The 24,051-nt window shown below is 55.2% G+C and carries 25 protein-coding genes; all 25 read right to left on the bottom strand.

What is annotated here, in order from left to right; genetic code table 11:
- Positions 1-18: 18 nt before the first annotated feature.
- Entirely contained in the window at positions 19-474 is a 456-nt protein-coding gene (locus D3870_RS07125) for a MaoC family dehydratase (RefSeq protein ID WP_119737837.1), read from the bottom strand.
- A gap of 14 nt (positions 475-488) precedes the next feature.
- The gene (locus tag D3870_RS07120; RefSeq protein ID WP_119737835.1) at positions 489-959 is read right to left on the bottom strand and encodes a MaoC family dehydratase; all 471 of its coding nucleotides are present in this window, start codon (positions 957-959) and stop codon (positions 489-491) included.
- 28 nt (positions 960-987) lie between these two features.
- A complete protein-coding gene (locus tag D3870_RS07115; RefSeq protein ID WP_119737833.1) occupies positions 988-2,127 on the bottom strand; it encodes an acyl-CoA dehydrogenase family protein in 1,140 nt (379 codons plus the stop codon).
- Between the two features lie 7 nt (positions 2,128-2,134).
- Positions 2,135-3,331 carry an acyl-CoA dehydrogenase family protein gene (locus D3870_RS07110; RefSeq protein WP_119737831.1) on the bottom strand — a complete coding sequence of 399 codons (1,197 nt, stop codon included), beginning with the start codon at positions 3,329-3,331 and terminating at the stop codon, positions 2,135-2,137.
- A 316-nt stretch (positions 3,332-3,647) separates the two neighbouring features.
- Complete coding sequence (locus D3870_RS07105; protein ID WP_119741795.1) at positions 3,648-4,070, bottom strand: DUF1178 family protein; 423 nt, start codon at positions 4,068-4,070, stop codon at positions 3,648-3,650.
- Positions 4,071-4,223: 153 nt separating this feature from the next.
- A complete protein-coding gene (locus tag D3870_RS07100) occupies positions 4,224-4,511 on the bottom strand; it encodes a hypothetical protein (protein ID WP_119737829.1) in 288 nt (95 codons plus the stop codon).
- 339 nt (positions 4,512-4,850) lie between these two features.
- Positions 4,851-5,129, bottom strand: coding sequence for a hypothetical protein (locus D3870_RS07095; RefSeq protein WP_119737828.1), 279 nt, complete (start codon positions 5,127-5,129; stop codon positions 4,851-4,853).
- Between the two features lie 112 nt (positions 5,130-5,241).
- The gene (locus D3870_RS07090) at positions 5,242-7,800 is read right to left on the bottom strand and encodes a hypothetical protein (protein WP_158590399.1); all 2,559 of its coding nucleotides are present in this window, start codon (positions 7,798-7,800) and stop codon (positions 5,242-5,244) included.
- 398 nt (positions 7,801-8,198) lie between these two features.
- Positions 8,199-8,783, bottom strand: a complete 585-nt coding sequence (gene pgsA, locus D3870_RS07085) for a CDP-diacylglycerol--glycerol-3-phosphate 3-phosphatidyltransferase (protein ID WP_119737824.1) — start codon at positions 8,781-8,783, stop codon at positions 8,199-8,201.
- Between the two features lie 150 nt (positions 8,784-8,933).
- A complete protein-coding gene (gene uvrC / locus D3870_RS07080; protein ID WP_119737822.1) occupies positions 8,934-10,790 on the bottom strand; it encodes an excinuclease ABC subunit UvrC in 1,857 nt (618 codons plus the stop codon).
- Between the two features lie 13 nt (positions 10,791-10,803).
- Positions 10,804-11,862 (bottom strand): beta-N-acetylhexosaminidase, encoded by a 1,059-nt coding sequence (gene nagZ / locus D3870_RS07075; RefSeq protein WP_119737820.1) that lies wholly within the window; start codon positions 11,860-11,862, stop codon positions 10,804-10,806.
- The gene (gene acpS / locus D3870_RS07070) at positions 11,859-12,251 is read right to left on the bottom strand and encodes a holo-ACP synthase (protein ID WP_119737818.1); all 393 of its coding nucleotides are present in this window, start codon (positions 12,249-12,251) and stop codon (positions 11,859-11,861) included. Before acpS ends, nagZ begins: the two co-directional genes overlap by 4 nt.
- The gene (gene pdxJ, locus D3870_RS07065) at positions 12,248-13,015 is read right to left on the bottom strand and encodes a pyridoxine 5'-phosphate synthase (RefSeq protein WP_119737816.1); all 768 of its coding nucleotides are present in this window, start codon (positions 13,013-13,015) and stop codon (positions 12,248-12,250) included. The genes acpS and pdxJ overlap by 4 nt, the downstream gene beginning before the upstream one ends.
- Positions 13,016-13,031: 16 nt before the next feature.
- Positions 13,032-13,814, bottom strand: a complete 783-nt coding sequence (recO, locus tag D3870_RS07060; RefSeq protein WP_242490048.1) for a DNA repair protein RecO — start codon at positions 13,812-13,814, stop codon at positions 13,032-13,034.
- 135 nt (positions 13,815-13,949) lie between these two features.
- Complete coding sequence (gene era / locus D3870_RS07055; RefSeq protein WP_119737814.1) at positions 13,950-14,852, bottom strand: GTPase Era; 903 nt, start codon at positions 14,850-14,852, stop codon at positions 13,950-13,952.
- Positions 14,849-15,829: a ribonuclease III gene (rnc, locus tag D3870_RS07050; RefSeq protein ID WP_119737812.1), complete on the bottom strand. Its 981-nt coding sequence runs from the start codon at positions 15,827-15,829 to the stop codon at positions 14,849-14,851. The genes era and rnc overlap by 4 nt, the downstream gene beginning before the upstream one ends.
- Before the next feature lie 21 nt (positions 15,830-15,850).
- Complete coding sequence (locus tag D3870_RS07045) at positions 15,851-16,234, bottom strand: DUF4845 domain-containing protein (protein ID WP_119737810.1); 384 nt, start codon at positions 16,232-16,234, stop codon at positions 15,851-15,853.
- A gap of 21 nt (positions 16,235-16,255) precedes the next feature.
- Entirely contained in the window at positions 16,256-17,167 is a 912-nt protein-coding gene (gene lepB / locus D3870_RS07040) for a signal peptidase I (RefSeq protein WP_119737809.1), read from the bottom strand.
- Positions 17,164-18,957: a translation elongation factor 4 gene (gene lepA, locus D3870_RS07035; RefSeq protein WP_119737807.1), complete on the bottom strand. Its 1,794-nt coding sequence runs from the start codon at positions 18,955-18,957 to the stop codon at positions 17,164-17,166. The genes lepB and lepA overlap by 4 nt, the downstream gene beginning before the upstream one ends.
- A 284-nt stretch (positions 18,958-19,241) precedes the next feature.
- Entirely contained in the window at positions 19,242-19,541 is a 300-nt protein-coding gene (locus D3870_RS07030) for a glutaredoxin family protein (RefSeq protein WP_119737805.1), read from the bottom strand.
- Positions 19,542-19,573: 32 nt separating this feature from the next.
- Positions 19,574-21,049 carry a DegQ family serine endoprotease gene (locus D3870_RS07025; protein WP_199710552.1) on the bottom strand — a complete coding sequence of 492 codons (1,476 nt, stop codon included), beginning with the start codon at positions 21,047-21,049 and terminating at the stop codon, positions 19,574-19,576.
- Positions 21,050-21,059: 10 nt separating this feature from the next.
- On the bottom strand, positions 21,060-22,106 hold the full coding sequence (locus D3870_RS07020) for a MucB/RseB C-terminal domain-containing protein (RefSeq protein WP_119737803.1): 1,047 nt from the start codon (positions 22,104-22,106) through the stop codon (positions 21,060-21,062).
- A 5-nt stretch (positions 22,107-22,111) separates the two neighbouring features.
- The gene (locus tag D3870_RS07015; RefSeq protein WP_119737801.1) at positions 22,112-22,780 is read right to left on the bottom strand and encodes a sigma-E factor negative regulatory protein; all 669 of its coding nucleotides are present in this window, start codon (positions 22,778-22,780) and stop codon (positions 22,112-22,114) included.
- A 70-nt stretch (positions 22,781-22,850) separates the two neighbouring features.
- On the bottom strand, positions 22,851-23,453 hold the full coding sequence (rpoE, locus tag D3870_RS07010) for an RNA polymerase sigma factor RpoE (protein WP_119737799.1): 603 nt from the start codon (positions 23,451-23,453) through the stop codon (positions 22,851-22,853).
- 89 nt (positions 23,454-23,542) lie between these two features.
- Complete coding sequence (locus tag D3870_RS21980) at positions 23,543-24,049, bottom strand: flagellar hook-length control protein (RefSeq protein WP_158590398.1); 507 nt, start codon at positions 24,047-24,049, stop codon at positions 23,543-23,545.
- Between the last annotated feature and the right edge of the window lie 2 nt (positions 24,050-24,051).

The following is a 24,051-nucleotide window of genomic DNA, read 5'->3' as shown; positions in this document are numbered from 1 at the left end:
ACCTGACAAGACATTCCATCAGCCGTATCGTCGTCCGATCAATTCCGCGACGCACACCGGCTTGTCGCCGCCTTCGCATTCGATCGTGACTTGCCATGTCACCTGCGCGCCGCCCGGAATATCCTCGACACTCAGCAGAGCCATCCGTCCGCGCACCTTGCTCCCGACCGGCACCGGCGCCGGAAAGCGGACCTTGTTCAAGCCGTAGTTCACCATCATCTTCACATCGCTCATGCGAACGGTGTGCTCCATCAACATCGGCAACAGCGACAAGGTCAGAAATCCGTGCGCGATGGTGCCGCCAAACGGCGACTCTTTCTTGCAGCGTTCGACATCGAGATGGATCCACTGATGATCGCCGGTGGCATCCGCAAACAGCTGCACGCGTTCCTGGGTGATCTGCACCCAATCCGATACCGCCACTTCCTGACCAACCAGGCTTTTCAATTCCGCGAGGGACGAGATTTCGCGCATATTGTCTCCAATTCTTATTCGAGGTTTGCGGGTTTCGGACGGCGCTGGAACATGCCCATGCCCTTCACCGTCGCCACCAGTTCACCGTGCTGGTTCCTGGCTTCCCACGAAGTGGTGATGACGCCGCGATCCGGTCGACTGCCGGACGGACGCGACTCCAGCGCAGTGGTGGTGACTGTCAGCGTGTCGCCGCCGCGCACCGGCTTCAGCCACCGGATCTCATCCACGCCCGGCGAACCGAGGCTCGCGGCTTCCTTCAGAAAGCCATCCACCATCAGGCGCATGATCATGCCGCAGGTGTGCCAGCCGCTGGCGATGATGCCGCCGTACATGGACTGCGCAGCGGCGGCCTTGTCGACATGAAAGGGTTGAGGATCGAACTTGGTTGCAAACTCGATGATCTCTTCTTCCGACACAGTGCAAGACCCGACCGCGATGGTCTTGCCGACTTCAAAATCTTCAAAGTACCACTTCAGTTGCGACATGCCGCCCTCTCCCGTTCAAGTGAAAACGTCAAGCCGATTTTTTGAAGCCTGGCTGTGCCGCGAATCGCGCCAAATGATAGTCGGTGTCGCCCAGCGTCACATCGATCATCGTCAGGCGCTTGAAGTGATGCGCCGCCGGCAATTCATTGGTCACGCCCATGCCGCCATGCAGTTGCACCGCCTGCTGGCCAACGTATTTGGCAGCCTGCCCGATGCGCGCCTTGGCGGCGGACACGGTGCGGCGGCGCTCTTCCGGATCGGAAGACGCGACCTTTACCGCAGCCAGCGTCGCCATCGAGCGCGCCTGTTCCATCTGCATGAACATTTCTGCCATGCGATGCTGCAATGCCTGGAATTTACCGATCGGCACGCCGAACTGCTGGCGGGTCTTCAGGTATTCGAGCGTGGCGGCGTTGAGCGCCTCCATCGCACCGACTGCTTCTGCGCACAACAGCGTCGCGCCATAGTCCGTTGCAGCTTCCAGAATGTCCCAACCCGCGCCTTCCTTGCCGAGCAATGCGCTGGCGGGCATCTGCACGTTCGAGAACGTGATATCGGCTGCGCGCTGGCCATCGATCGTACGGTAATCGCGCCGCGACACTCCCGCAGCATCGGCCGGCACGACGAACAAGGAAATGCCGCTGGTGTCGCGCTGTCCGCTTCCGGTGCGCGCCGACACGATCAGCTTGTCTGCCTGCCCGCCGTGGATCACTACCGTCTTGGTGCCATTGAGGACATATCCGTCACCATTCTTTTTCGCCGTCGTTGCGATGTCGAACATTTCGTAGCGGGATTGCTTTTCGCCGAGCGCGGCCGCGAGCTTCAACTCGCCGCCGGCGACCTGTTCCAGCAACGCTTCCTGTCCACCAGCCAGCTTCAGGAACTGCGCGCCCAGCACAGTAGCGAAGTAAGGCTCGACGACGAGGCCGCGACCCAGTTCCTGCATCACTACCATCATGTCAATCGCGGAACCATTGAAGCCGCCCTGCTCCTCAGGAACCGGCAATGCCGTCATGCCGAGTTCCACCAGCGTCGCCCAAGCCTCGCCGGACACGCCTTGCTCCGAATGGATGATCTTGTTGCGATGCTCGAAGGAATAATCCTTGTCGACCCAGCGGCGCAGGGCATCGGCGAATTGTTGCTGCTCTTGCGTGATATTGAAGTTCATGGTCGCCTCACAGTCCCAGAATCATCTGGGTGATGATGTTTTTCTGAATTTCGTTGGAGCCGCCGTAGATCGATGTCTTGCGGTAGTTGAAGTAGTACGGCGCAAGTGGTGCGGCATCGTCGTCCTGCGCGATGCTGTGTTCGCGCTCACCTTCGAGATACGTCGCGTCGAACGGCAACGCATATGGTCCCACGGCTTCCACCATCAGTTCTGTCAGCATCTGCTGCACCTCGGTACCCTTCACCTTCAGCATCGACGCTTCCGGTCCCGGGCCGCGCTTGGCGCTCTCCAGCGACAGCACACGCAACACCGTCATTTCCAGCGCCATGATTTCGATTTCGAGGCTGGCAACCTTGCTTGCGAACACCGGATCTTCCAGCAAGGGCTTGCCGTTCTTGCGCTGCTCGTTGGCGACACGCTTGAGAAACAGCAGTTCGCGCTTGGCGCGGCCCACTGCAGCGATATTGGTGCGCTCGTGGCCGAGCAGGTATTTCGCGTACGTCCAGCCCTTGTTTTCTTCGCCGATCAGGTTCTGTACAGGAACCTTCACGTTGTCGAAGAAGACTTCATTCACTTCATGGTCTTCGTCGAGCATGATGATCGGCCGCACCGTGATGCCCGGCGTCTTCATGTCGATCAGCAGGAACGAGATACCTTCCTGCTTGCGTGCGTTCGGATCGGTACGCACCAGGCAGAAAATCATGTCGGCATGTTGCGCCAGCGTGGTCCATGTCTTCTGACCGTTGACAATGTAGTGATCGCCTTGACGCTCGGCGCGGGTTTTGAGTGATGCCAGATCCGAGCCGGAACCCGGTTCGGAATAACCCTGGCACCACCAGTCTTCGCAACTCAGGATGCGCGGCAGATAGTGCCGCTTCTGCGCTTCGTTGCCGAAAGCCATGATGACCGGCGCCACCATGTTGACGCCGAACGGCAGGATCGGCGGCGTGCCGGCGCGCGCGCACTCTTCTTCCCAGATGTGACGCTGCACGGGAGACCAGCCGGTGCCGCCATGCTCGACCGGCCAGCCGGTGCCGACCCAGCCCTGTTTGGCGACGATCTTGTGCCAGCGGACGATATCCTCCTTCGACAGGCGCTTGTGATTCAGCACCTTGTCCTGCAGGTCCTTGGGCAGGCTCGCGTCCAGAAAGGCGCGAACGCTATCGCGGAAAGCCAGATCATCCGCCGTGTAATTCAAATCCATGCTGTCTCCTCATGATTGCGGCTAAAAAGCACGACCGTTCTAAATAATAGCGGAATTTGCGAACGTATGTTCAATTAATTTGCAGCCACTATGGCAGGTGAATTGCGCGTTGTTGACTGCAGAAAAAGGATGGATCAACGATCCTCGTAGAAGAGGAATCAGGATGTGAAATCAAGATGTGAAGCGGGATGAAAAACAGCAATGTTCAATGGACGTCGGCATGCCGAGAGAACGTTGTTCTCGCCGCGCCCCCGGAATCATCGCCAAAGGCGTCGCACATTGACGTCAGTCAATGGCATGCGCAAACGTGTACTGTCTATTGCAGCGTTTGCTTCGACACCGCCGGCATGGGCAATTGCAGCACACCGATGCCCTCGTCCGCCAATGCCTCGCATTCATCGGCGCTCGCCGTCCCTCGAATGCTGCGCTCCGGAATTTCGTTGTAGTGGATGCGGCGCGCTTCTTCCGCAAAGCGATCGCCAACGTCTTCAGTATTGCGGACGATGTGACGAGTGAATTCGAGCAATTTTTCCTGCACCTGATTCTGAATGTCAGACTCTACTTTCTGCATACCGGCAAGGTTCAGGCGCGGCGCGGAAGGAAGCCTGGCAATCCCTCGATTGCCGCACAAGGGACACGCCAGTTCTTGCCGCGCCAGTTGTGCGCTGCAATCCTCTTCAGAGGAAAACCAGCCTTCGAAACGATGTTGATGCTCACAACCGAGGTTATAGACTTTCATGGCCATCTGTACTGTGCGACAAGAGCTGCGGAACCGGGATTTTATGCCGATTCGCATCGAAGCTTGAAGTACAGTGGCCTGCGGCTTGCCAGGCTCGTCCACGGCACGCACAGCACCTGCGCATGCCGTCCGGCATGTCAGCCGGCGGGAACGTCAGCCGCGGCTGAACTCCAGCTGCCTTTGCATGTCGCCCGCCGTAAACGACAAGCGCTGGGCGAGCAGCAAGGCCTTCGCACGACGCCGCGCAGCGCGCGCAGCGATTGCGCCGGTAAGCTTGTCCACATCGGCCCTCATTTCCATCATCTGCTCCGCCTTTGCAAGTCGCACCAAACCGCGCAGGGATTCGCGGAGCACATGTTTTTCACGGGGGCTGGCATCTGCCGCGCAGCTTGCGGAAATGAGGTCGTCGATGATGGCTTCAGTGCTTGGCTTTTTCTTCATGGCTTTATTTTGCTTGGGGACGGGGGAATTTTTCTGATGGGAAAGTATGCAAAATGTTTGCTTTGAAGTATTTGATAATTCTCAAACTTGCCTCAGGAAAATCCTACGTCCACGAGAAATTTCTGCATGCCTGAAAAACGAAAACGCAAGAAAAAGCCCGCAAGGCTTGCGCGTTGCGGGCAAAACTTCCTGGGAGGCCTTAAGGGACCGACTTCATCGTACTTCCAGCAAGCAATGTATTCCTTGCGAAAACGCAAGGATTGCTGCTTGCATCCGGAGAGTTTCCTGTTTGGCAATGCGTGAAACATCCATGAATTTGACCGACAAATATTGCTTTTTTCAATTCCTTGCGATCCAGCTGGCAACGATCATCACCAGACCGGCGTTGACGGCGATATTGATACCCGGAACACTCCGTCCGTAGGGCTTTAGCGCGTTGATCACAGCCCATCCACCCCACAGCAGAAATCCGCCTCCACCACGGAACCAGTCCGCGCCGTTGTCACCGGTAAGCAGCTGAAAGAGACCGCCGATTGCGAAATAGACACACACAGCCGCCAGCGTCAGCCTGACATTTTTCTGCTCCATGAACTCCGAAAAAGATTGTTTTGAAGACATGCATTTTTCCTGTAATGACGATTTACTTGTGCTTTTCAAGACAAAAGCCGGCACAACTCGTTAAAGAGAATATCAGCCTGGCCTCCTGATGTCAGAGGGTACCCGGCCAGTTTTACTCGGTGCGAAAAAATTTCTTCAAGTCAGGATCGCCGTCAATGAAATTCGCGAGCCATTTTTGAACATCTTTTTCCTCCGGACTCGGCGATGGCTGAGGCGCTGACGAGCGATCTTTCCCCGCCATGAATTGCCGGTGAATCGGCAGCTCAGGTGGCAGCTCAGGTTCATGCGTCCCGACTGCCGGTGTGATGGGTGTTTCAGATGATTCCCTTGCCAGTACGGGCTCCATCTCTGCCCTGCTTCGCAATTTTGCGGCGAAGATCTCTGTTTCAATCAGGATGCCCCTTAAATCCCGGTATCGCTTCGGTGACTCTCTGCGAAGGAATTTGGCAAACAAGTGATCTGTCGCCTGAGGCGTGTCGGCGGCGGATTCGGCAGAATCGGGCACATCTCCTGTTTGCAAATGCAAAAAGTCGGATTTCAGTTTTTCCAATGCCTGGGCATCTGGTGTTTGCTCCCCAGCTTCTTTGATCCTGTCGAGACTCTCCATCAGAGTCTGCCCACGCTCGACCAACAGCGCATCTCTTTGCGCAGCATTCTCTTGTCCCGTCAAAAAATCATTGATCAGCGCTGACAATTGATTGCCGTTTTCCTCCTGACTCGCTCCCTGCGGACGCGATTGCTCACCAGCCGTGCCGGTATTGGAGCCGAAGCGGCGGAACACCTCGCCGCGGGCCGCCATTTTTTCTTCAAGATAAGCAAGTTGTGCGCGCGTTTCCGCCTTCATGAAATCGATCTGCCGAGGAAAATTAGCGGGATTCTCCAACCAGCGTTGTACCGGCCATGACGTCAGCATGTCCGATTTATTCCCCCATTCTTTTCGTGCATCCTCCTTCGCCTGCCGGGGCTTTCCTTTTAAAAAACCCTTCATCCTGACGAGTTCCGTATCCAGACGAGCCTGTATGTTTTTTTTCCATGCACTACCGTCCGCCTTTTGCCTTGGAGGCAAAGTGACGCCATCTGTCGAGTAATGAACCGGCTTATAGGACTTGTTGTTAACTTCGGCAATCTCGGCAAGGAGACCCTGCCTGCGATACTCCCGCGCAGAGATCAAGGCGTAAAAGTGCGCGCGCATGCCGAATCCCCTGGATTTGCCATCGGGATGCATGATATCCACGACATGGAGAAACTCCCTTTCCAGCTCCAGATCGTCTGCAATGAGATAGTGGTCGTAACGGTTTTGCCTGCTGTTTGAATGCAGGAATTTCAGTGACCCCGCACCCATGACCAATCCACCGACAATCCCCATTGCCAACAATGCCGAAGCCCCAACGGGATTGGCTGCCGCCACTCCAGCGCCAGTCATTGCCGCCGCCACGATCGCCATTTTCGCAATCGACGTGCCCGTATAAACAATGCTCCCCGCCAGAAAACCCGAATTGGAAATGACATTTGTACGAAAGAATTTGGCCCGTTGGCTCAGTTTCGTCTGCAAAAAACGCCGGTACCTTTGATCGCGGACGGATTCCGCATTGATCTCATTCCTGAGGAACGCATCGACTTTCTCCTTGCCCGCTCGGAAGTTCTTCTGCTTCTTGACTGACTTATAGGTCAATGTACTCGCCATGGCAGTACTGGCAATGCCGTACAGAGGCGTCAATGCGAGCGTTCCCGCAATGCTCAAACCCGTCGCCGCGCCAGCGGCGGTAGTACCCAATTGCGCGGCATTGAATCCGTGCTCGACGCCGAGGATGCCTTTGGCAACGAGCTCCTCGCCGGCGTGCATTATCACAATCGCGGACGATGTGGCAGACGAGGCTGAGATAACGCCACTCAGCTTGTTCATGCTTTTTGCAAAACGAAGCAACTCGGCTTGCTGCTCGCCAAGATGGATATACCGGCCAAGGAGAGGATGCAGATTTCCGCGCGCAGCGTCATCTGCCAACGCCTTGAGATTTCGCACATAGTTCTGCGTCAACTGTTCACGGGCGTTCAGTTTTTCGTTGGATTCAATTGCTTTCCGCGTATCGCGGATGCCGGCGCGCAAGGCAATGAAGGCCAAGGGCAAGACTACGGCAGAAATGCTGCTCGACAGACCCAGATTCAACGCATCTGCAGGCAGAAATTGCGCCTTTAACGACTCAAGCGGCGCGTCGGCAAGCTGCTTTGCCTGATCCGCAAGTTGTTGATATGTGGCGCTGAGAGCATTATTGCCAAGATTGGCGAGATTCTGCGCCGTGCCATAAAGCGCAGGAAGCAGGTCGCTCAGGTCCGCCCTGGATATGTTCAGCAAGCGGTTTTCATCCAGGTTGAGATGGGGCGCGTTTACTTGATTGTCTGGCTGGAATTGATTGTCCGTCTGCAGATCATCCCGCGTCGGAACAGAGGGTTCAGCATGATCATCCCGCCGGATTCTCACTAGATCGTACAAGCGCCTGCGCATGCTGCCATTGTCTTTACCGCGAGAGTGGCCGCTTGCGATTTGATCAGGAGCAGGGTCAGCTGAACTATTGGTCCCTGCGCCCTGCTGTTCAATCCCGGCATCATTCCGAACGGGATTCGCTGAGGGCCATTTGAGTAATGTCCCCCTCGTATTCGATGCTTTCATTGTCATGCCCCTTGACCGATGCAAAAAAGGGCATTTCGTGTTGCGGCTGCATCGTATCCAACCGATGGCATACATCCTGAATCGCGGAACAAAGAAGCACCTGCACACATGCCCTGATAATGATCAGGGTAGCCGCGCGGACATAAAGATTTCGTAAAAAGATGGGCGCGTGGCGTAAACGATGCGCAAAAAAATCGGACTGCGTTGATCAAGCAATCGCAGCGAGCCGTTCAGGCGCTAATGGTTTCGCAGACAACAGACCCGATGGGACATGGCGACACTGCAGGCGCCGGCATGCGGATCCATTGGCGACTGGAGAAGCCTTGCGATCCGGCTCCGAACGCAAACCACATCCCGACTCACTTCTGTGAGCAGACAATCGTCCCAGACCGAATCATTCGGTCTCAGAGGACATTGCCAGTCCGCTCCTTGATAAGCGGCCAGGCTTTTCGAAGGTAGTAAAGCATCGACCACACCGTGAGCACTGCGGCAACGGCCAGGAACCAGCTGCCCCAATATTCCGTATCGATGACACCGAACAGGTGGCCATCGAACAGCAGCATCGGAATCGCAATCATCTGCGCGGTTGTCTTGATCTTTCCTAGCGAACTAACGGCGACCGACTTGGACGCGCCGATTTGCGCCATCCACTCGCGCAAAGCGGAAATCGTGATCTCGCGCCCGATGATGATGAAGGCAATCACCGCATTGACCTTGCCGAACTCGACCAGCACCAGCAGCGCACCCGCCACCATCAGCTTGTCCGCAACCGGATCGAGGAACGCGCCGAATGCCGATGTTTCGTTCCAGCGCCGCGCGAGAAAGCCATCGAACCAGTCCGTGACGGCGGCGATGATGAAAATGGCGCAGGACGCGGCCCCTTTTCCGAATGGCGACAACCATGCGTCGGGCAAGTAGAACACCCCCACAACAAGTGGAATCAGCGCCACGCGCAACCAGGTCAGCAGAATTGGAATATTCAAAGGCATAGGATGGCTTCGAGAAATTTTCAGGCCGGATTATCGCCCGCAATTTGCATTGCGCGCAATTATTAGCGACTCGGGCATCGGATATTCGAATGTCGGTGCCCGCTTCATGCGCAACGCGTGCGCCTTGCCGAGACGTTTTTGTCCCGACGGTCAATGCAGCTGCTTGTAAATCTCCTCCGCGAGCTGGCGCGAGATTCCTTCAACCGAAGCAAGTTCTTCGACACTGGCATCCGCAACACCGCGCAGGCCGCCGAAACGCGCGAGCAGTTTCTGCCTCCGCTTCGCTCCGATCCCCTCGATCTCTTCCAGGCGCGAGGTTTGGCGCGCCTTTGCACGTTTGGCACGCATTCCGGTAATTGCAAAGCGATGGGCTTCATCGCGAATCTGTGCAATCAACATCAATGCGGCAGATTCCTTGCCAAGCTCTTGCGGCGCGCGCTCGTCGGCAAAGATCAGGGTTTCCAGTCCGACTTTTCTGCCCTCTCCTTTCGCCACGCCAACGATCAGGCTGATGTCCAAGCCGAGCTCGCTGAATACCTGGCGCGCCACTTCGACCTGACCTTTGCCGCCATCGACCAGCACAACGTCCGGCATGACACCATCGCCGTTTGCGACTTTCTCGTAGCGTCGCGTCAGCACCTGACGCATCGCGGCATAGTCGTCTCCCGGCGTGATGCCCAGAATATTGAAGCGGCGATATTCGCCATTCTGCATCGTGTGATGATGAAATACCACGCAAGACGCCTGCGTCGCTTCGCCCTGTGTATGACTGATGTCAAAGCACTCGATACGGAGCAAGTCGATGTCTTCGATATCGACTCCCAGCACATCCACCAGAGCCCGCGTGCGCGACTGCTGCGAGCCCTGCTCGGACAGCAGACGGGCCAATGCGATTTCCGCCCCCTTGTGCGCCATATCCAGCCATTGGCGGCGCTGCCCCTGAGGCTGGAATACCAGATTGATGCGATGACCGCATTGTTCGGCGAGCGCCATCATGAGCGCCGGCTCGTCGAATTCGACGTTGAGAATGATCGTGCCAGGGATGAATTTGTCGATGTAGTGCTGGGCCAGGAATGCTTTCAGCACTTCGACCTCGACCGAATCCTCTACCGTGGCGATGGCGTTATCCACGTGCGTCGGGAAGTATGCCCGGTCACCGAGATGCCGCCCGCCCCTTACCATCGCGAGGTTCACGCAGGCGCGGCCGCCCTGCACAATGACGGCGATGACATCGATGTCTGCGTCGCCGGCAACTTCCATGCTTTGCTGGTGCAGCACGCGAGACAGCGCCGTGATCTGATTGCGCACCGCCGCCGCCTGCTCGAACTTGAGTTCGGCAGCGAAGGCGTGCATCTTCGCTTCCAGCGCCTCCATCACTTCGTTCTGTCGTCCACGCAGGAACTTCGCCGCATTCTCAACATCGATCGCATAGTCTTCCTTGCCGATCGCATTTACGCACGGCGCACTGCAGCGATTGATCTGATGCAGAAGACAAGGCCGGGTGCGATTGGCAAAAACCGTGTCTTCGCACGTACGGATCTGAAAGACCTTCTGCAGAATCTGCATCGATTCCTTGACCGCCCACGCGCTGGGAAATGGCCCGAAATACTGGCTCTTCTTGTCAACTGCGCCGCGGTAATAGGCCATGCGCGGCACAGCCTGCCCGGTGATTTTCAGATACGGATAAGATTTGTCATCGCGAAACAGAATGTTGTATCGCGGCTGCAAGGTCTTGATGAGATTGTTTTCAAGAAGCAATGCTTCGGCTTCGCTTCGTGTCACGGTCGTTTCCAACCGCATGATGCGTTCCACCATCATCGCAGTCCGCGGACTGGTGAGGGTTTTCTGGAAATAGCTAGAAACACGCTTCTTGAGGTCTCGTGCCTTGCCGACATACAAGAGATTGTTATCGACATCGAAATAACGGTACACGCCCGGCAGGTGCGGAAGTTTCGCAACTATTTCAAGAATTGCCGTGCGCGGGTCGGGTGCAACGTTTTCGGACATCACTTCAACAATATCAGCTGGTGCAAAGCGACTGCGCAACGGCTTTCGCCGCTTGATAACGCACATCGTTCTGCAGTGCGTCCCAGTCCAAACCTGGCGTCTGTGGTGACAAGGATGCAATCCGGGCGGCCGATTCCCTGGCGGCAGAATCCGATTCCACTTTCAAGCCGACCAGCAACTGATCGGCCTTGTCCGGCGAATTGCAGATCAACACCATGTCACAGCCTGCAGACAAGGCTGCATGGGCGCCATCGACCACGCCGCCAGCGACACTGGCCCCCTCCATGCTGAGATCGTCACTGAAGATCACCCCCTGGAAGCCCATGTCCCGGCGTAGGATCGATAGCCACTTTTTGGAGAATCCGGCGGGATGCTTGTCCACCTTCGGATAAATGACGTGCGCCGGCATGACCCCGGACAGACCGAGACCGAGCCAGTCATATGGCGCAGCATCTTCGCCCAGAATCTCTTTCAATCCGCGCTCGTCAACCGGAATATCGACATGCGAATCCGCCTTGACAAAGCCATGGCCGGGAAAGTGCTTGCCGCAATTGGCCATGCCGGCAAGCGCAAGACCGTGATTCAAACTCTTTGCCAGCATCGTGACCACGCGCGGGTCGCGATGGAACGCGCGATCGCCGATGACACCCGATTCGCCATAATCGAGATCGAGCACGGGGGTAAACGACAAATCAACGCCGCAGGCACGCAACTCGGCGGCCAGCACAAACCCCACATCCGTCGCCGCCTTTGTCGCGGCAAGCACGTCCCGATCCCACAACTCACCCAGCCTGCGCATCGCCGGCAATTTCGTGAATCCATCTGTCTTGAATCGCTGCACCCGTCCGCCTTCATGATCCACGGCAATCAGTACGCCCGGCCGCGCTGCATGAATCGCTTCGGTCAGCGCGATCAGTTGCTCGCGGTTCTCGTAGTTACGCGCAAACAGAATGACGCCGCCGGTCAACGGATGTTGAATGCGACGGATATCGTCGTCATCGAGCGATGTTCCCGCCACGTCGAGCATGACGGGGCCCGATTTCAGGCCGGTCGTTCTTGTTGTTGAATTCATTTTTTCTCCACTATGACGAACGCGACCGCGTAATCAGCCTCATCTGTTATCGATACCTGCGCAGTCAATCCTTGCTGCTCCATGAAATCCCTTAAATCTCCGCTTGTTACCGCAATCGGCTTTCCGCCCGGCGCATTCAAGGTCTGCATTGCGCGCCACGTCATCGGCATGCGCATACCCAACCCAACCGCCTTGGAGAAAGCCTCTTTCGCGGCAAACCGCGTTGCCAGGAAACGGATGCCGCGCGCTTCGACCTTTGCCTTGCGGCCCTTGTATTTCAGTATTTCATCGGGACCAAGAATTTTTTCAGCGAATCGATCGCCGTGACGCGCCAAGGCCGCTTCGATACGCGAGATTTGAATAATGTCGGTCCCAATGCCGTAAATCATTTCTTGTGAATTCCCAGGCGCGCCGCAGTCATGATTGCCTTCATTTCCCGCACCGCATTCTGCCAGCCGATGAAAAGCGCCTGCGCGACGATGGCGTGGCCGATATTGAGTTCGATGATTTCCGGGATGGCCGCGATCGCATGCACATTGTCATAGTGCAAGCCATGACCGGCATTGACTTTAAGTCCCCATTTCACGCCTTCCAGCACGCCCGCTTGCACGCGTTCAAGTTCCTGCTGCTGTTCATCTTCGGTCCGGGCATCGGCATAACGGCCCGTGTGAATCTCTATCACCGGCGCACCCGCCTCGGCTGCCGCCTTGATTTGAACGGGATCGGCATCGATAAACAGGCTGACGCGGATGTTCTCGGCCTGCAGTTGCCGGATTGCGGCCTGCACCTGGGTAAAGTAACGGACCACGTCCAGACCGCCTTCGGTGGTGACCTCATCACGCCGCTCCGGGACCAGACAGACATCCTGCGGCTTGATCCGACACGCGAAATCGATCATTTCCGCCGTCACTGCCGACTCCAGATTCATGCGTGTGCGCAGTTGCGGACGAATGGCTTCGACGTCGGCATCCTTGATATGACGCCGATCTTCGCGCATGTGCAGAGTGATTCCATCTGCCCCGGCCTCTTCCGCCAGCAAGGCGGCCTGGACCGGGTCGGGATAGATGGTTCCTCGTGCGTTGCGCAAGGTCGCAACATGGTCAATATTGACGCCCAAATCGATAACCGGCTTGTGTGGATGCAAGAGACTCATGATGGGAATAGGTGATTTATAACTGCATCAAATCTATCAGAATCTGCCGCGTATTAAGTTGCGCGCCACCCAGATGATGTGCGAGCAAAAAACGCATCAGGAATTTGCTTTGCGTTTGCGTGGCAGGATCCGCGTAATCTTCATGCTCCATGTCGAGCAGCGTCTTGCCGGAAACGCGCGGCGTGGCATCGGATGGCAATGCCGGACGCGGTCCGCGTTCGGGATCGACGATATAGGTCTCGCCCGGCTCGACGGTGCGCCCGGTACGCGTACACACTGTGAAGTTGGCTGCCACGCCGGTTTCCTTCATCAGCGCCCGCTCGAATTTGCGCAATACGATGGGCGCTGGTTCACCATGGCCCAGCTGATTCAAGGCGTCGATGTAGCAATCGAACAGGGCTGGATGAGGATCATCGCGCGCCAGCAGCTTGACCAGCAATTCGTTCAAATAAAAACCGCATAACAATGCCGATCTCTCCAGCGGCAGCAAGCCGCCTATCCATTCCGCGCTGGTGAGCGTACGCACTTCCGATTTTCCGCTCCATCCAACAGACAAAGGCTGGAATGTCTGCAACGCACCACGCAATTTGGAATGCGGCCGCTTGGCACCTTTGGCGATCAGCGGAATGCGGCCGTAATCGCGCGAAAATATATCGACGATCAGGCTGGTTTCCTTGTAGGGGTGGCTGTGCAAGACGAAGGCGGGTTGATGCGCGACGCGGCTCTCCTTCTCCGTGGGTTTGCTGCGCTTTGCCTGGACGCCGACTCGGCCTTCGACCGGTGCATTGCCGTCATTCATCGCGCCGTTTGATCGAGCGTCGGATTCTCCTGCACCATGCGCCTGGCCCACTTGCCGTTCCATCTTTGTGCCATGCGACGGCATGTCCAACCCATGCATCACGTCCGCGACGTTGATGTTCATCCAGTGCTGCGCCTATTCGTAGCCGTATGCGCGGAGCCCGGCCTCGTTATCTGCCCAGCCGGATTTCACCTTCACCCAGATTTCAAGATAGACCGGGCCGCCGAACAGCTTTTCCATGTCAAGCCGGGACTGGGTCGATATCTCCTTGAGCTTCATCCCCTTCTGTCCGATAACCATCGATTTGTGGCCATCGCGCTCAACGAGGATGGCCACAAAAATGCGGCGCAGATTGCCTTCCTGCTCGAATTTTTCAATCACGACGGTGCTGGTATAAGGCAGCTCATCCCCCACAAAGCGGAATACCTTTTCACGCACGATCTCCGACGCGAGGAATTTTTCGCTGCGGTCTGTTATGTCGTCTTCATCGAAAATCGGCTGCTCTGCAGGCAAATGCTTCTTGATTTCGCCTTCGAGAACATCCAGCTGAAATCGTTGCTTCGCCGACACCGGAACGATGGCAGCAAAATCCCTCTCTGCCGCAACCTGCTGTGCGAAAGGCATCAGCACCGCTCTGTCCTTCACGCGGTCAGACTTGTTCAGCACCAGAATGCATGGCACGTCCGCAGGGAGCAATTCAAGAACCTGCTTGTCTGCAGGTCCGTAGGTACCCGCCTCGACGATGAACAGGATCACATCCGCCGCCGTCAGCGTATTGGTGACTGTGCGGTTGAGCGTCTTGTTCAAGGCATTGGAATGGCGTGTCTGGAATCCCGGAGTGTCGACATACACGAACTGCGCGTCTTCAGTGGTCTGAATGCCAGTGATCCTGTGGCGAGTTGTCTGTGCCTTGCGCGAAGTAATGCTTACCTTGGCGCCAATCAGCGCATTCATCAACGTCGACTTGCCGACATTGGGACGCCCCACGATCGCGATATAGCCGCATCGAAAGTCTGGAGATGATGCAGATTCAGTCATGCTGTTTTGGATTGGGTAGCAACAATGGGAGTTTCAATCTGATTCGAAGCAGGTATATCGGATTTGGCATCGGGCTTGGTATCAGCCTTGCCGTCCGGCTGACTGTCCGTGGCAGCATCGGATTTCAGTTCCTGCGCTGCATCCAGTTGCTTGACTTCTTGCCGCGACTCCGTCTTTGATGTCGCCTTCACCGACTTCTTCTGCACCTCGTCAACCGGTGCATCCGGCTGAATGGTCGCGATGCCGGCAAGCTTCAATTGCGAAGCACGCGGCTTGGTTTTGCGTGCAGTGCTCGAGCCTTTTGCAAATGCGTTCTGAACCGCCTCCAGCGCGAGCTTTGCGGCGGCTTGTTCGCCAGCCCTGCGGCTGCCACCGGTACCGAATACCTGGATATCGAGCTTGGGTACCAGACACTCGATTTCGAATTCCTGGTTGTGTGCCGCGCCGTGCGTTGCGACAACGTTATATTGAGGAAGCGCGATTTTCTTTCCTTGCAAATACTCCTGCAAGAGCGTTTTGGCGTCTTTGCCCAGAGTTTTGGGGTCGACCGTTTCCAGTATCGGAATGTACAAGGCCCGGATAACGCCGCACGCGGCGTCAAAACCCGCATCCAGAAAAATCGCACCGAATAAAGCCTCAAGCGTATCTGCGAGAATCGAGGGACGGCGAAAGCCGCCCGATTTCAATTCGCCTTCACCCAGCCGAAGGAACTGCGAAAGCTCCAGTCGTTGCGCAATTTCGTACAAGGACTGTTGTTTGACGAGATTGGCACGCAGCCGGGACAAATCGCCCTCATCAATCTTGTTGTAACGCTCGAACAGCAACGATGCAACAACGCAATTGAGTATCGAGTCACCCAGAAATTCCAGTCGTTCGTTATGCAAACTGCTATGGCTTCGATGTGTCAGAGCCTGCTGCAGCAATGCGGCATCCTTGAACGTGTGGCCTAGCCGGGTTTGCAATACCATCGAATCCATTTCCGCCTGCTGCGTGCAATCTTATTGAACCACCGGCTGGCGCCCCGTCGTCGCCACATAGTCAATGACCAGACTTACCGGGCCAAACAATGCAATTTTCTTCTCATATGCAACGCTGACATCCAAACCGCCATCGGCATTTCTTGTGATTTCCAGATCTTTACCTGCGATCGAGTCGATATAACCAGCCGCACTCTGTTTGTCGAACGCAAGCTGAATTTCCCTTACTGTCGTCCCGGCATTCTTGGCTGACACAATTGCCTTCTTGATTGCTGAGTACTCGACTACGGTCGGCACAATTTTCATTCCAATCACCGTAGCAATCGCAACAATCACGATCACGAAAATAAAGCCCGACAACGACACGCCTCTTTGTCTGTCCGTGATTCCTGACAATAGTTCCATGCGGTCACTCCCTCGTTTTATTTATTGAAAGCTGCCGATTCGCTTCAGATTGCCGAGATTCATCCAGACGAAAAAGGCCTTTCCGACAATATTTTCATCCGGCACGAAGCCCCAGTATCGGCTGTCCAGACTGTTATCCCGATTATCCCCCATCACGAAGTAATGTCCAGCCGGGACGGTACATGCAAATCCTTCGAGGTTGTAGCTGCACGATTCCCTGTACGGAAATGCATCCGGATTCGGAACATAGGCCGGCACCCGCTCATCATTCAGTATCTTGTGTCCTGCACCCGCCAGCCTCTCGGAAAACTGTTTGGAATAAGTCAAATGCTCTTCGTCCAGGTAGTCCGGCAAAGGCTGATATGAAAGCTCTTTACCATTGACGCTTAAACGTTTGTTTTTATAGACAATTTTATCACCTGGCACACCGATGACACGCTTGATGTAGTCAAGCGACATGTCCTTCGGATATTTGAAGACCATGACATCGCCACGTTGTGGCGCATTGACTTCAATGACCTTTTTATTAATAACCGGGAGGCGCACTCCGTAGGTGAATTTATTCACCAGAATCAGATCCCCAATTGCCAAAGTGGGAACCATTGAACTGGACGGGATCTTGAATGGCTCAAACAGAAACGATCGGAGGAAGAAAACGAGCGCAATAACCGGGAAAAAGCTTCCGGAATACTCGATCCAGGTGGGTTGTTTGAGAAGATCCGTTTCCAGCGCACTGCGACCGCGGTCGTCCGGCCGGACGCCATCCGCCATCAACCGGGCATTGCGCGCATCAAATGCAGCCAACGCCACATCGGCCCGCGCGCGCCGCTGCCTGGTGAGATAAAAGACATCGAGAAACCATATCACCCCGGTCGCAATGGTTAGAACAAAAAGGATTAACGCAAAATTGCCAAGAATCGCTTGCAAACTCATTTATCGTCCACTTGTAAAATCGCCAGGAATGCTTCTTGCGGCACCTCTACCGAGCCGACCTGCTTCATGCGCTTCTTGCCGGCCTTCTGCTTTTCGAGCAGCTTGCGTTTGCGACTGATATCACCTCCATAGCACTTCGCCAGCACGTTCTTGCGCATGGCTTTGACGTTCTCGCGGGCGATGATGTTTGACCCGATCGCAGCCTGGATCGCGACGTCGAACATTTGACGCGGAATCAACTCACGCATCTTGGCCGCAACCGCCCGTCCACGATACTGGCTGGTCGAACGGTGCACGATGATCGCCAAAGCATCCACCTTTTCCGCATTGATCAGCATGTCTACCTTGACGACATCTGCGGCGCGATTCTCCAGGAATTCATAATCCATGGATGCGTAACCGCGCGACGTGGACTTCAGCTTGTCGAAGAAATCGAGCACGATTTCCGCCATCGGCATTTCATACGTCAGCATCACCTGCTTGCCGTGGTAAGTCATGTTGGTCTGTACGCCGCGCTTCTGGGTACATAGCGTAATGACCGAACCAACGTACTCCTGCGGCATGTACAGGTTGACTGTCGCGATCGGCTCGCGAATCTCCTCGATCTTCGATGGTTCCGGCATCTTCGATGGGTTATCGACCGAGATGATGGTGCCATCGCGCTGCACGACCTCATAAATGACGGTGGGTGCCGTCGTGATCAAGTCCATGTCGAACTCGCGTTCGAGTCGTTCCTGCACGATCTCCATATGCAGCAAGCCAAGGAAGCCGCAGCGGAAGCCGAAACCAAGCGCCTGCGACACTTCAGGCTCGTACTGCAATGCCGCGTCGTTCAGCTTTAACTTTTCGAGCGAATCGCGCAGCGCGTCATACTGATTTGCCTCGACCGGAAACAAGCCTGCAAACACTTGCGGCTGCACTTCCTTGAATCCCGGCAGCGGCTCTGCGGCCGGCTTGGCAGCCAGCGTAATCGTATCTCCGACCTTTGCCGCCTTCAGTTCCTTGATGCCCGCGATGATGAATCCAACCTGCCCTGCCGATAGCACGTCGCGCGCCTGCGATTTCGGCGTGAACACACCAATGCTTTCCGTCAGGTATTGGGCTCCGGTCGCCATCAGCAATATCTTGTCCTTGGGGCGCAACGCGCCGTTGACAATCCGGACCAGCATGACAACACCCACATAGTTGTCGAACCATGAATCGACAATCAACGCCTGCAGCGGCGCATCGACCGCCCCCTTGGGAGGTGGCACCTTGCTGATCAATGCCTCCAGTACATCCTCGACGCCCATGCCTGTTTTTGCGGAGCACCGTACCGCGTCGCCGGCATCGATGCCGATCACATCCTCGATTTCACGAATCGCATTTTCCGGATCGGCGGATGGCAGATCGATCTTGTTCAACACGGGGACCACTTCAACACCAAGATCCAGCGCAGTATAGCAATTGGCCACCGTTTGCGCCTCAACGCCCTGAGAGGCGTCCACCACGAGCAATGCCCCCTCACATGCGGACAATGAGCGGCTGACCTCATAGCTGAAGTCCACATGGCCGGGCGTATCGATCAGGTTCAGATTATAGATTTCGCCATCACGCGCCTTGTAAGACAAGGCCGCCGTCTGCGCCTTGATCGTAATGCCACGTTCCCGCTCAATATCCATCGAGTCGAGGACCTGGGCTTCCATCTCGCGATCGGACAAGCCTCCGCATAATTGGATAATGCGGTCAGCCAGTGTTGATTTGCCATGATCGATATGGGCGATGATGGAAAAATTGCGAATGTTATCCATTAATTAAGGTGCAATTACAAAAAAAGCGCTCTGAACAGGGTAGCAACCCCAAATGAGCGCCTCTTCCAGAAGGTTGTTCAATAACGCGCATTTTACCGGATTTCAGAGTGGAAAACCCTTGAATGTGGAGTCAAACCCATTTCACATCCCGCATTCTTTCTTTCTTGAAATCACGAAAAATTGCATCGAAAATGTTCTTGTTCGCTCACTCTGCCGTCATTCAAATTCAAGAATGACAAGCCACACCATCGCAATTCCGAGCGAAGAATATTTCGCATTCTGAATTATGGCGCGCCCAAAAAATCTCTCACTTTTGCCTCATCCAGAAAATAGTTGCATAGCTGTACCGTCGTCGCATTGTCTTTAGACCCAACAAGTACGGGTACCAGTTCATCGAACTGCGCGACCAGCCCGTCATCGGCATCCACGTCGACAATTTCAAGCGCAAACGGATATTCGCTACGCAATGCTTGCAGCGCCTCAATCATGTCATCGCAAAGATGACAATAGCTTCTGGAGTAGAGAGTGAAGTGAACCAAAGTGGATTTGGTAAGCGTGGATAAAGAAAAGGCCACAAGCCTCATGCAGCTGGTGGCCCTTGTCGGAAGAGAAAATGCTACTGCCCATTCGGCCGGATCGGGACGAATTGCGATGCCTCACCGCGTCGTACAAGCACTACAGCGGCCTTCTTCGTATCAAGTTTGGATACCGCGACATTGAACTGCTTGGCATCCTGCACATCCGTATTATTTAGTTGAAGTATCACGTCCCCTGGACGCAGTCCGGCACGTGCCGCAGAACCTTCAGCCGCATCAACAATAACTCCCCCATCCACCTTAAGCTCCTTTTTCTGGGCTTCTGTGAGGTCGCTCACCACCAATCCCAAGGCATTGGCGGGCTGCTCGGGTTTTGCTTTTTTCGGTTCCTTCTTGGCGGTTTTTTCGGGTTCCAGCTCGATGATCGTCAACGTGAAATCACGCGGCGCACCCTTGCGCCACACGGTCAATGTCGCGCGCGTACCGGGTTTGATTGCACCGACAAGCCGCGGCAGATCGCTCGATTTTTCGATATTGATGCCATTGAGCTTGAGAATGATATCTCCGGCTTCCAATCCACCCTTTTCTGCGGGGCCACCCGGCTCGACCCGCTGTACCAAAGCGCCGTTCGCTCTAGGCATCCCAAGCGATTCAGCGACATCTTTCGTGACTTCGCCGATCTGCACACCTATGCGGCCACGAGTTACTTTGCCGGTTGCTCGTAACTGATCCGCAACACGTACCGCCTCGTCAATGGGAACGGCAAATGAGATTCCCATGTATCCGCCGGAACGGCTGTAGATCTGCGAATTGATGCCGACCACTTCGCCGCGCATATTGATCAACGGCCCGCCTGAATTTCCGGGATTGACCGCGACGTCGGTCTGAATCAAGGGCAGATAGTCACCGGTATCGCGTGCCTTCGCCGAAATAATGCCCGCAGTCACTGTATTCTCAAGTCCGAAAGGAGAACCGATTGCAATCACCCATTCTCCGACGCGAAGCTTGCCCGGATCACCGATCGTCAGGCGCGGCAGATTGCTCCCTTCAATCTTGACAACCGCGACGTCCGTGCGTTTGTCCACGCCAATAATCTTCGCCTTGAACTCGCGCTTGTCTGTCAACGTGACATAGACATCATCCGCGCCGTCCACCACGTGCGCATTGGTCAATACGAAGCCGTCAGGCGAAATGATGAATCCCGAGCCAACGCCACGTTGAACTTCCTCGTCCTGTTGCGGGCCAGGCTTGCGATTTCGCGGTGCCGGCTGTTGACGTGGCGGCATCGGCACACCAAAAAACCGCCGAAAAAATTCCTGCATCTCTTCGTCGTCGCTACCAGGAATGCCTTGGCCATTTTTTACACGTTCAGTTGTCCGGATATTAACCACGGCCGCTCCCGTTCTTTCCACCAGATCGGTGAAATCGGGAAGTCCTGCGACAGATGCTGCAGATGCCGACGACACACCGCCTGCCAAGGGGAGTGCAAAGAATGCACTGCTCGCGCCAAGGAGTACCGCCAATATTGTGTTCCGTGCAGACAAGATTGCCCTCATGGTTCTTTAGTTACCTGGATTTGAATTCAATCGAATTGGCGACTTGCTTGATTGCCGTAGACGGCACCTCGCCCACGATGGTAAGCCAAAAATCGCCTTGACGTTTACCAGCGATATTCATTGCACCTTGCTGCATGAATCCTTCGGTACGGCTTTGCGTGCCCGGCTCGATAAATACGGAAATCGCAGCCAGCCCGTCAGAAAACACAATCTGTGACACTTCTCTTTGATGAGGCTGTGTCGCTGGATGTGCATTATTCTGTGCATTTCCGGACGCGCTCGAATTCATGGGAGTCGTATCCGATACCAGCCGCTTCACTTCGCGAATTTTCTTGAACCCCGGAGGCACGGATTTGACCGTCCAGCCGGACAAACTAACCTGACTCATGACTGCATTTTCAACTCGCCAGCCGGCAGTGTTTTGAAAGGTCGGCTTCACGCGATTCTTGTCGATATTTCCGATTGCAATCTGGGTAAAAGTGATTTGCTCGACGACCTCGCTTTTTTCGTTCAACGTCTGCGCCCGAAGCAACAAGCCAGTCGTCTTTTCCGCCCACAATTGATATCCATAACGCAGGTTATCCTTCGGTTCCAGTACGATTGCCTGCGAATCGTGTCCCGCCACGCGTCCTGCTTCGCCTTTTCTGACATTGTAAAAATCGGTCAAATCGGACGGATTGGCTGCCAGAATCGCAGGGAACACGTCGTGTGTGACGCGCTTTTCTACCAGCAAGGTTTTGGCTTCAGGCACATAACAAACGACCTCTTCGTTACTGCGTATATATTCACGTGGCTTGCCGTCGAGAATCTCCAATTTTTCGATTTCCCTCTTGCCATCCACCAGATGCGTGATACGCGACGTGCGAATCTGCGTTCCCTGTTGGTACACGAAAGTGCCAGCGTAATTGAGCTTCTGCGCTGCAGACTGGATTTTCTTCAACCAGGACTGCGCCTCACGTTTATCAGCGGGCGACTCTATATTTTGAGCCTTGGCTGATAGAGCAAAGAGAACAGAAAACGCAACGACAAACCTAAATAAAACGAGTGTTTGCCGCATACAAATCATTTATTGGAATCGGTTGCAAAAGTGGCCGAGCGTGCATACTGCGCAGTGCTGTACACGGATGGGGAAAATCGTTGGTGCGCCAGCAGGTAGTCGTCAATGCGTGCGTCACGCAGTACTACGCCTTCCGGGGCGCGAGTAGCGATCAAGGCCGGCTGGGCCATGCGGGAATCAACGTGCGTGATGCTTGAAGCTGTCGCCGCAGCGGAAGCAAGACTTGTCTCGCCGGCGTCACCACCTGTGATGTCCTTCATGGCCACCATTAGCTGCGGTGCCGTGACAAATGCAACCGTCGCCACCGCTGCTGCGGCCGCAACTCCGGACAGTGCCCATCGCTTTGCGGGCCGCGGGAATGCATTCGCTTTGCCGGATGCCGCCGGCATTCCGACTCCAATGGCGTCAGATGTCGACGACTGCATAGCCATTGCGGGTGCAATGATTGTCGGCTCCATTTCCAGGCGCGCCGCCATGCGGGCGGCAAATCCGGGACTCAATTCAACAGCAATGTCGTCCGAGCGCAACACATCGCCGATTTGGTGATATAGCTCCCAGTCGTTTCGGTGATCAGTTTGGCGCAAAGAAGCAAGCACCATCTCCGTCTGCTGATCGCTTAACTCTCCATCAGCAAAAGCAGAAATCTGTTCTTTGGCCATTTCTTTCGTATTCATTACAACCTCGTTTAAGCTGGGCTGATCCCTGTTTTCGTTCCCAAATCCGTATTTATAGGCGCTTTTGCCGCTACCAACGTTTGTCTATTGCAGTACCCAGCAATGGCCTCAGCTTTTCTGCGATAGCCTCACGCGCCCTGAATATCCGGCTGCGTACGGTCCCGATCGGACATCCCATCGCCTCCGCAATTTCATCGTAGCTCAACCCTTCGATTTCGCGCAATGTGATTGCAACACGCAGCTCGTCCGGAAGTGCATCCATCGCCACATTCACAGTCTCGGCGATCTGCTTGGTTGCCAGCATCGATTCCGGCGTATTGATGTCCCGCAGGTGTTCACCATCATCAAAGGTTTCTGCTTCTTCAGCATCAGCTTCCGTTGACGTGGGTGCGCGCCGCCCCTGCGTCACCAGATAATTCTTCGCAGTGTTAATGCCTATCCTGTACAGCCACGTATAAAACGCAGAATCGCCGCGAAACTGAGGCAGGGCCCGATATGCCTTGATAAAGGCTTCCTGCACCACGTCCTCGGCTTCCGCCTGATCGCGCACAAGCCGAGACACGAGCCGCATCAGTTTCCGTTGATACTTGGTCACTAATAGCTCGAACGCTTTTTTATCGCCACGCTGGACGCGCTCGACAAGCAGTTGGTCAATGTCGCGTTCTGTCGTCAATCCCCATTCCCTTGTTTCATTGCAACATGTACGCGGCTTTGTTAGTTGACTGGAAGAAATATAGTAAGTTCAACGCTGTCCGAATAAATTCACGCTTTTTTTTGATCAGCCGAACTCTTATGCGCGGCGATCCATCGGCAAGCAACCGATAATGCCCGGAATTCGTCCCGCGAAACGCAGTCCGGCAAAATCGACACGACCACCACCGTCCCGTTATCGGTCTGCAAGCGCAACAACAACAGTTGCGACCAAAGTGTCGAGTCCTGCAATAACCGAACTGGCACACTACTATTTACATGCGGCCAATTTGGTTCCTGACAAGATCCAATTGAAGCGCTCAATTCCTTGAGACGCACTTGCCCAATACCCGAGATATCAATATGTATGGCTTTTCGGTTTTGAACGGTATGATAAAACCCAAAAAGTGCTGGGAAAAAACTGAAAACCGCAATGACGCCGCGAGGCAGTGCAGAAAGATTGCCAATCACGCCGAGAGAAATCATGCTCCCGGCTGCGATCACCGATGCGCACACGCCACCGACCAGTATCAGCAATAGTCGCGATGGTTTTACCACGACTGATACCGCAATTGACATGA

The sequence above is a fragment of the Noviherbaspirillum cavernae genome (genome assembly GCF_003590875.1).
In the GTDB taxonomy this organism is placed as follows: Bacteria; Pseudomonadota; Gammaproteobacteria; order Burkholderiales; family Burkholderiaceae_D; genus Noviherbaspirillum; species Noviherbaspirillum cavernae.
Note: the sequence above shows the minus strand (reverse complement) of the source record. Positions and strands in the feature narration are given on the sequence as shown.

What these genes read in the sequence shown, in the direction of transcription:
- pgsA (WP_119737824.1), bottom strand. Translation starts at nt 8,783, where the DNA reads ATGCCTTTGAATATTCCAATTCTGCTGACCTGGTTGCGCGTGGCGCTG.
- rnc (WP_119737812.1), bottom strand. Translation starts at nt 15,829, where the DNA reads ATGGATTCGATGGTATTGCAAACCCGGCTAGGCCACACGTTCAAGGAT.
- D3870_RS07115 (WP_119737833.1), bottom strand. Translation starts at nt 2,127, where the DNA reads ATGAACTTCAATATCACGCAAGAGCAGCAACAATTCGCCGATGCCCTG.
- D3870_RS07095 (WP_119737828.1), bottom strand. Translation starts at nt 5,129, where the DNA reads ATGTCTTCAAAACAATCTTTTTCGGAGTTCATGGAGCAGAAAAATGTC.
- D3870_RS07120 (WP_119737835.1), bottom strand. Translation starts at nt 959, where the DNA reads ATGTCGCAACTGAAGTGGTACTTTGAAGATTTTGAAGTCGGCAAGACC.
- D3870_RS07025 (WP_199710552.1), bottom strand. Translation starts at nt 21,049, where the DNA reads ATGAGGGCAATCTTGTCTGCACGGAACACAATATTGGCGGTACTCCTT.
- acpS (WP_119737818.1), bottom strand. Translation starts at nt 12,251, where the DNA reads ATGATTTACGGCATTGGGACCGACATTATTCAAATCTCGCGTATCGAA.
- D3870_RS07090 (WP_158590399.1), bottom strand. Translation starts at nt 7,800, where the DNA reads ATGACAATGAAAGCATCGAATACGAGGGGGACATTACTCAAATGGCCC.
- D3870_RS07045 (WP_119737810.1), bottom strand. Translation starts at nt 16,234, where the DNA reads ATGGAACTATTGTCAGGAATCACGGACAGACAAAGAGGCGTGTCGTTG.
- D3870_RS07110 (WP_119737831.1), bottom strand. Translation starts at nt 3,331, where the DNA reads ATGGATTTGAATTACACGGCGGATGATCTGGCTTTCCGCGATAGCGTT.
- D3870_RS07015 (WP_119737801.1), bottom strand. Translation starts at nt 22,780, where the DNA reads ATGAATACGAAAGAAATGGCCAAAGAACAGATTTCTGCTTTTGCTGAT.
- D3870_RS07100 (WP_119737829.1), bottom strand. Translation starts at nt 4,511, where the DNA reads ATGAAGAAAAAGCCAAGCACTGAAGCCATCATCGACGACCTCATTTCC.
- D3870_RS21980 (WP_158590398.1), bottom strand. Translation starts at nt 24,049, where the DNA reads ATGTCAATTGCGGTATCAGTCGTGGTAAAACCATCGCGACTATTGCTG.
- nagZ (WP_119737820.1), bottom strand. Translation starts at nt 11,862, where the DNA reads ATGAATTCAACAACAAGAACGACCGGCCTGAAATCGGGCCCCGTCATG.
- D3870_RS07020 (WP_119737803.1), bottom strand. Translation starts at nt 22,106, where the DNA reads ATGCGGCAAACACTCGTTTTATTTAGGTTTGTCGTTGCGTTTTCTGTT.
- recO (WP_242490048.1), bottom strand. Translation starts at nt 13,814, where the DNA reads ATGAATGACGGCAATGCACCGGTCGAAGGCCGAGTCGGCGTCCAGGCA.
- era (WP_119737814.1), bottom strand. Translation starts at nt 14,852, where the DNA reads ATGACTGAATCTGCATCATCTCCAGACTTTCGATGCGGCTATATCGCG.
- D3870_RS07105 (WP_119741795.1), bottom strand. Translation starts at nt 4,070, where the DNA reads ATGAAAGTCTATAACCTCGGTTGTGAGCATCAACATCGTTTCGAAGGC.
- pdxJ (WP_119737816.1), bottom strand. Translation starts at nt 13,015, where the DNA reads ATGAGTCTCTTGCATCCACACAAGCCGGTTATCGATTTGGGCGTCAAT.
- lepA (WP_119737807.1), bottom strand. Translation starts at nt 18,957, where the DNA reads ATGGATAACATTCGCAATTTTTCCATCATCGCCCATATCGATCATGGC.
- uvrC (WP_119737822.1), bottom strand. Translation starts at nt 10,790, where the DNA reads ATGTCCGAAAACGTTGCACCCGACCCGCGCACGGCAATTCTTGAAATA.
- D3870_RS07030 (WP_119737805.1), bottom strand. Translation starts at nt 19,541, where the DNA reads ATGAGGCTTGTGGCCTTTTCTTTATCCACGCTTACCAAATCCACTTTG.
- lepB (WP_119737809.1), bottom strand. Translation starts at nt 17,167, where the DNA reads ATGAGTTTGCAAGCGATTCTTGGCAATTTTGCGTTAATCCTTTTTGTT.
- D3870_RS07125 (WP_119737837.1), bottom strand. Translation starts at nt 474, where the DNA reads ATGCGCGAAATCTCGTCCCTCGCGGAATTGAAAAGCCTGGTTGGTCAG.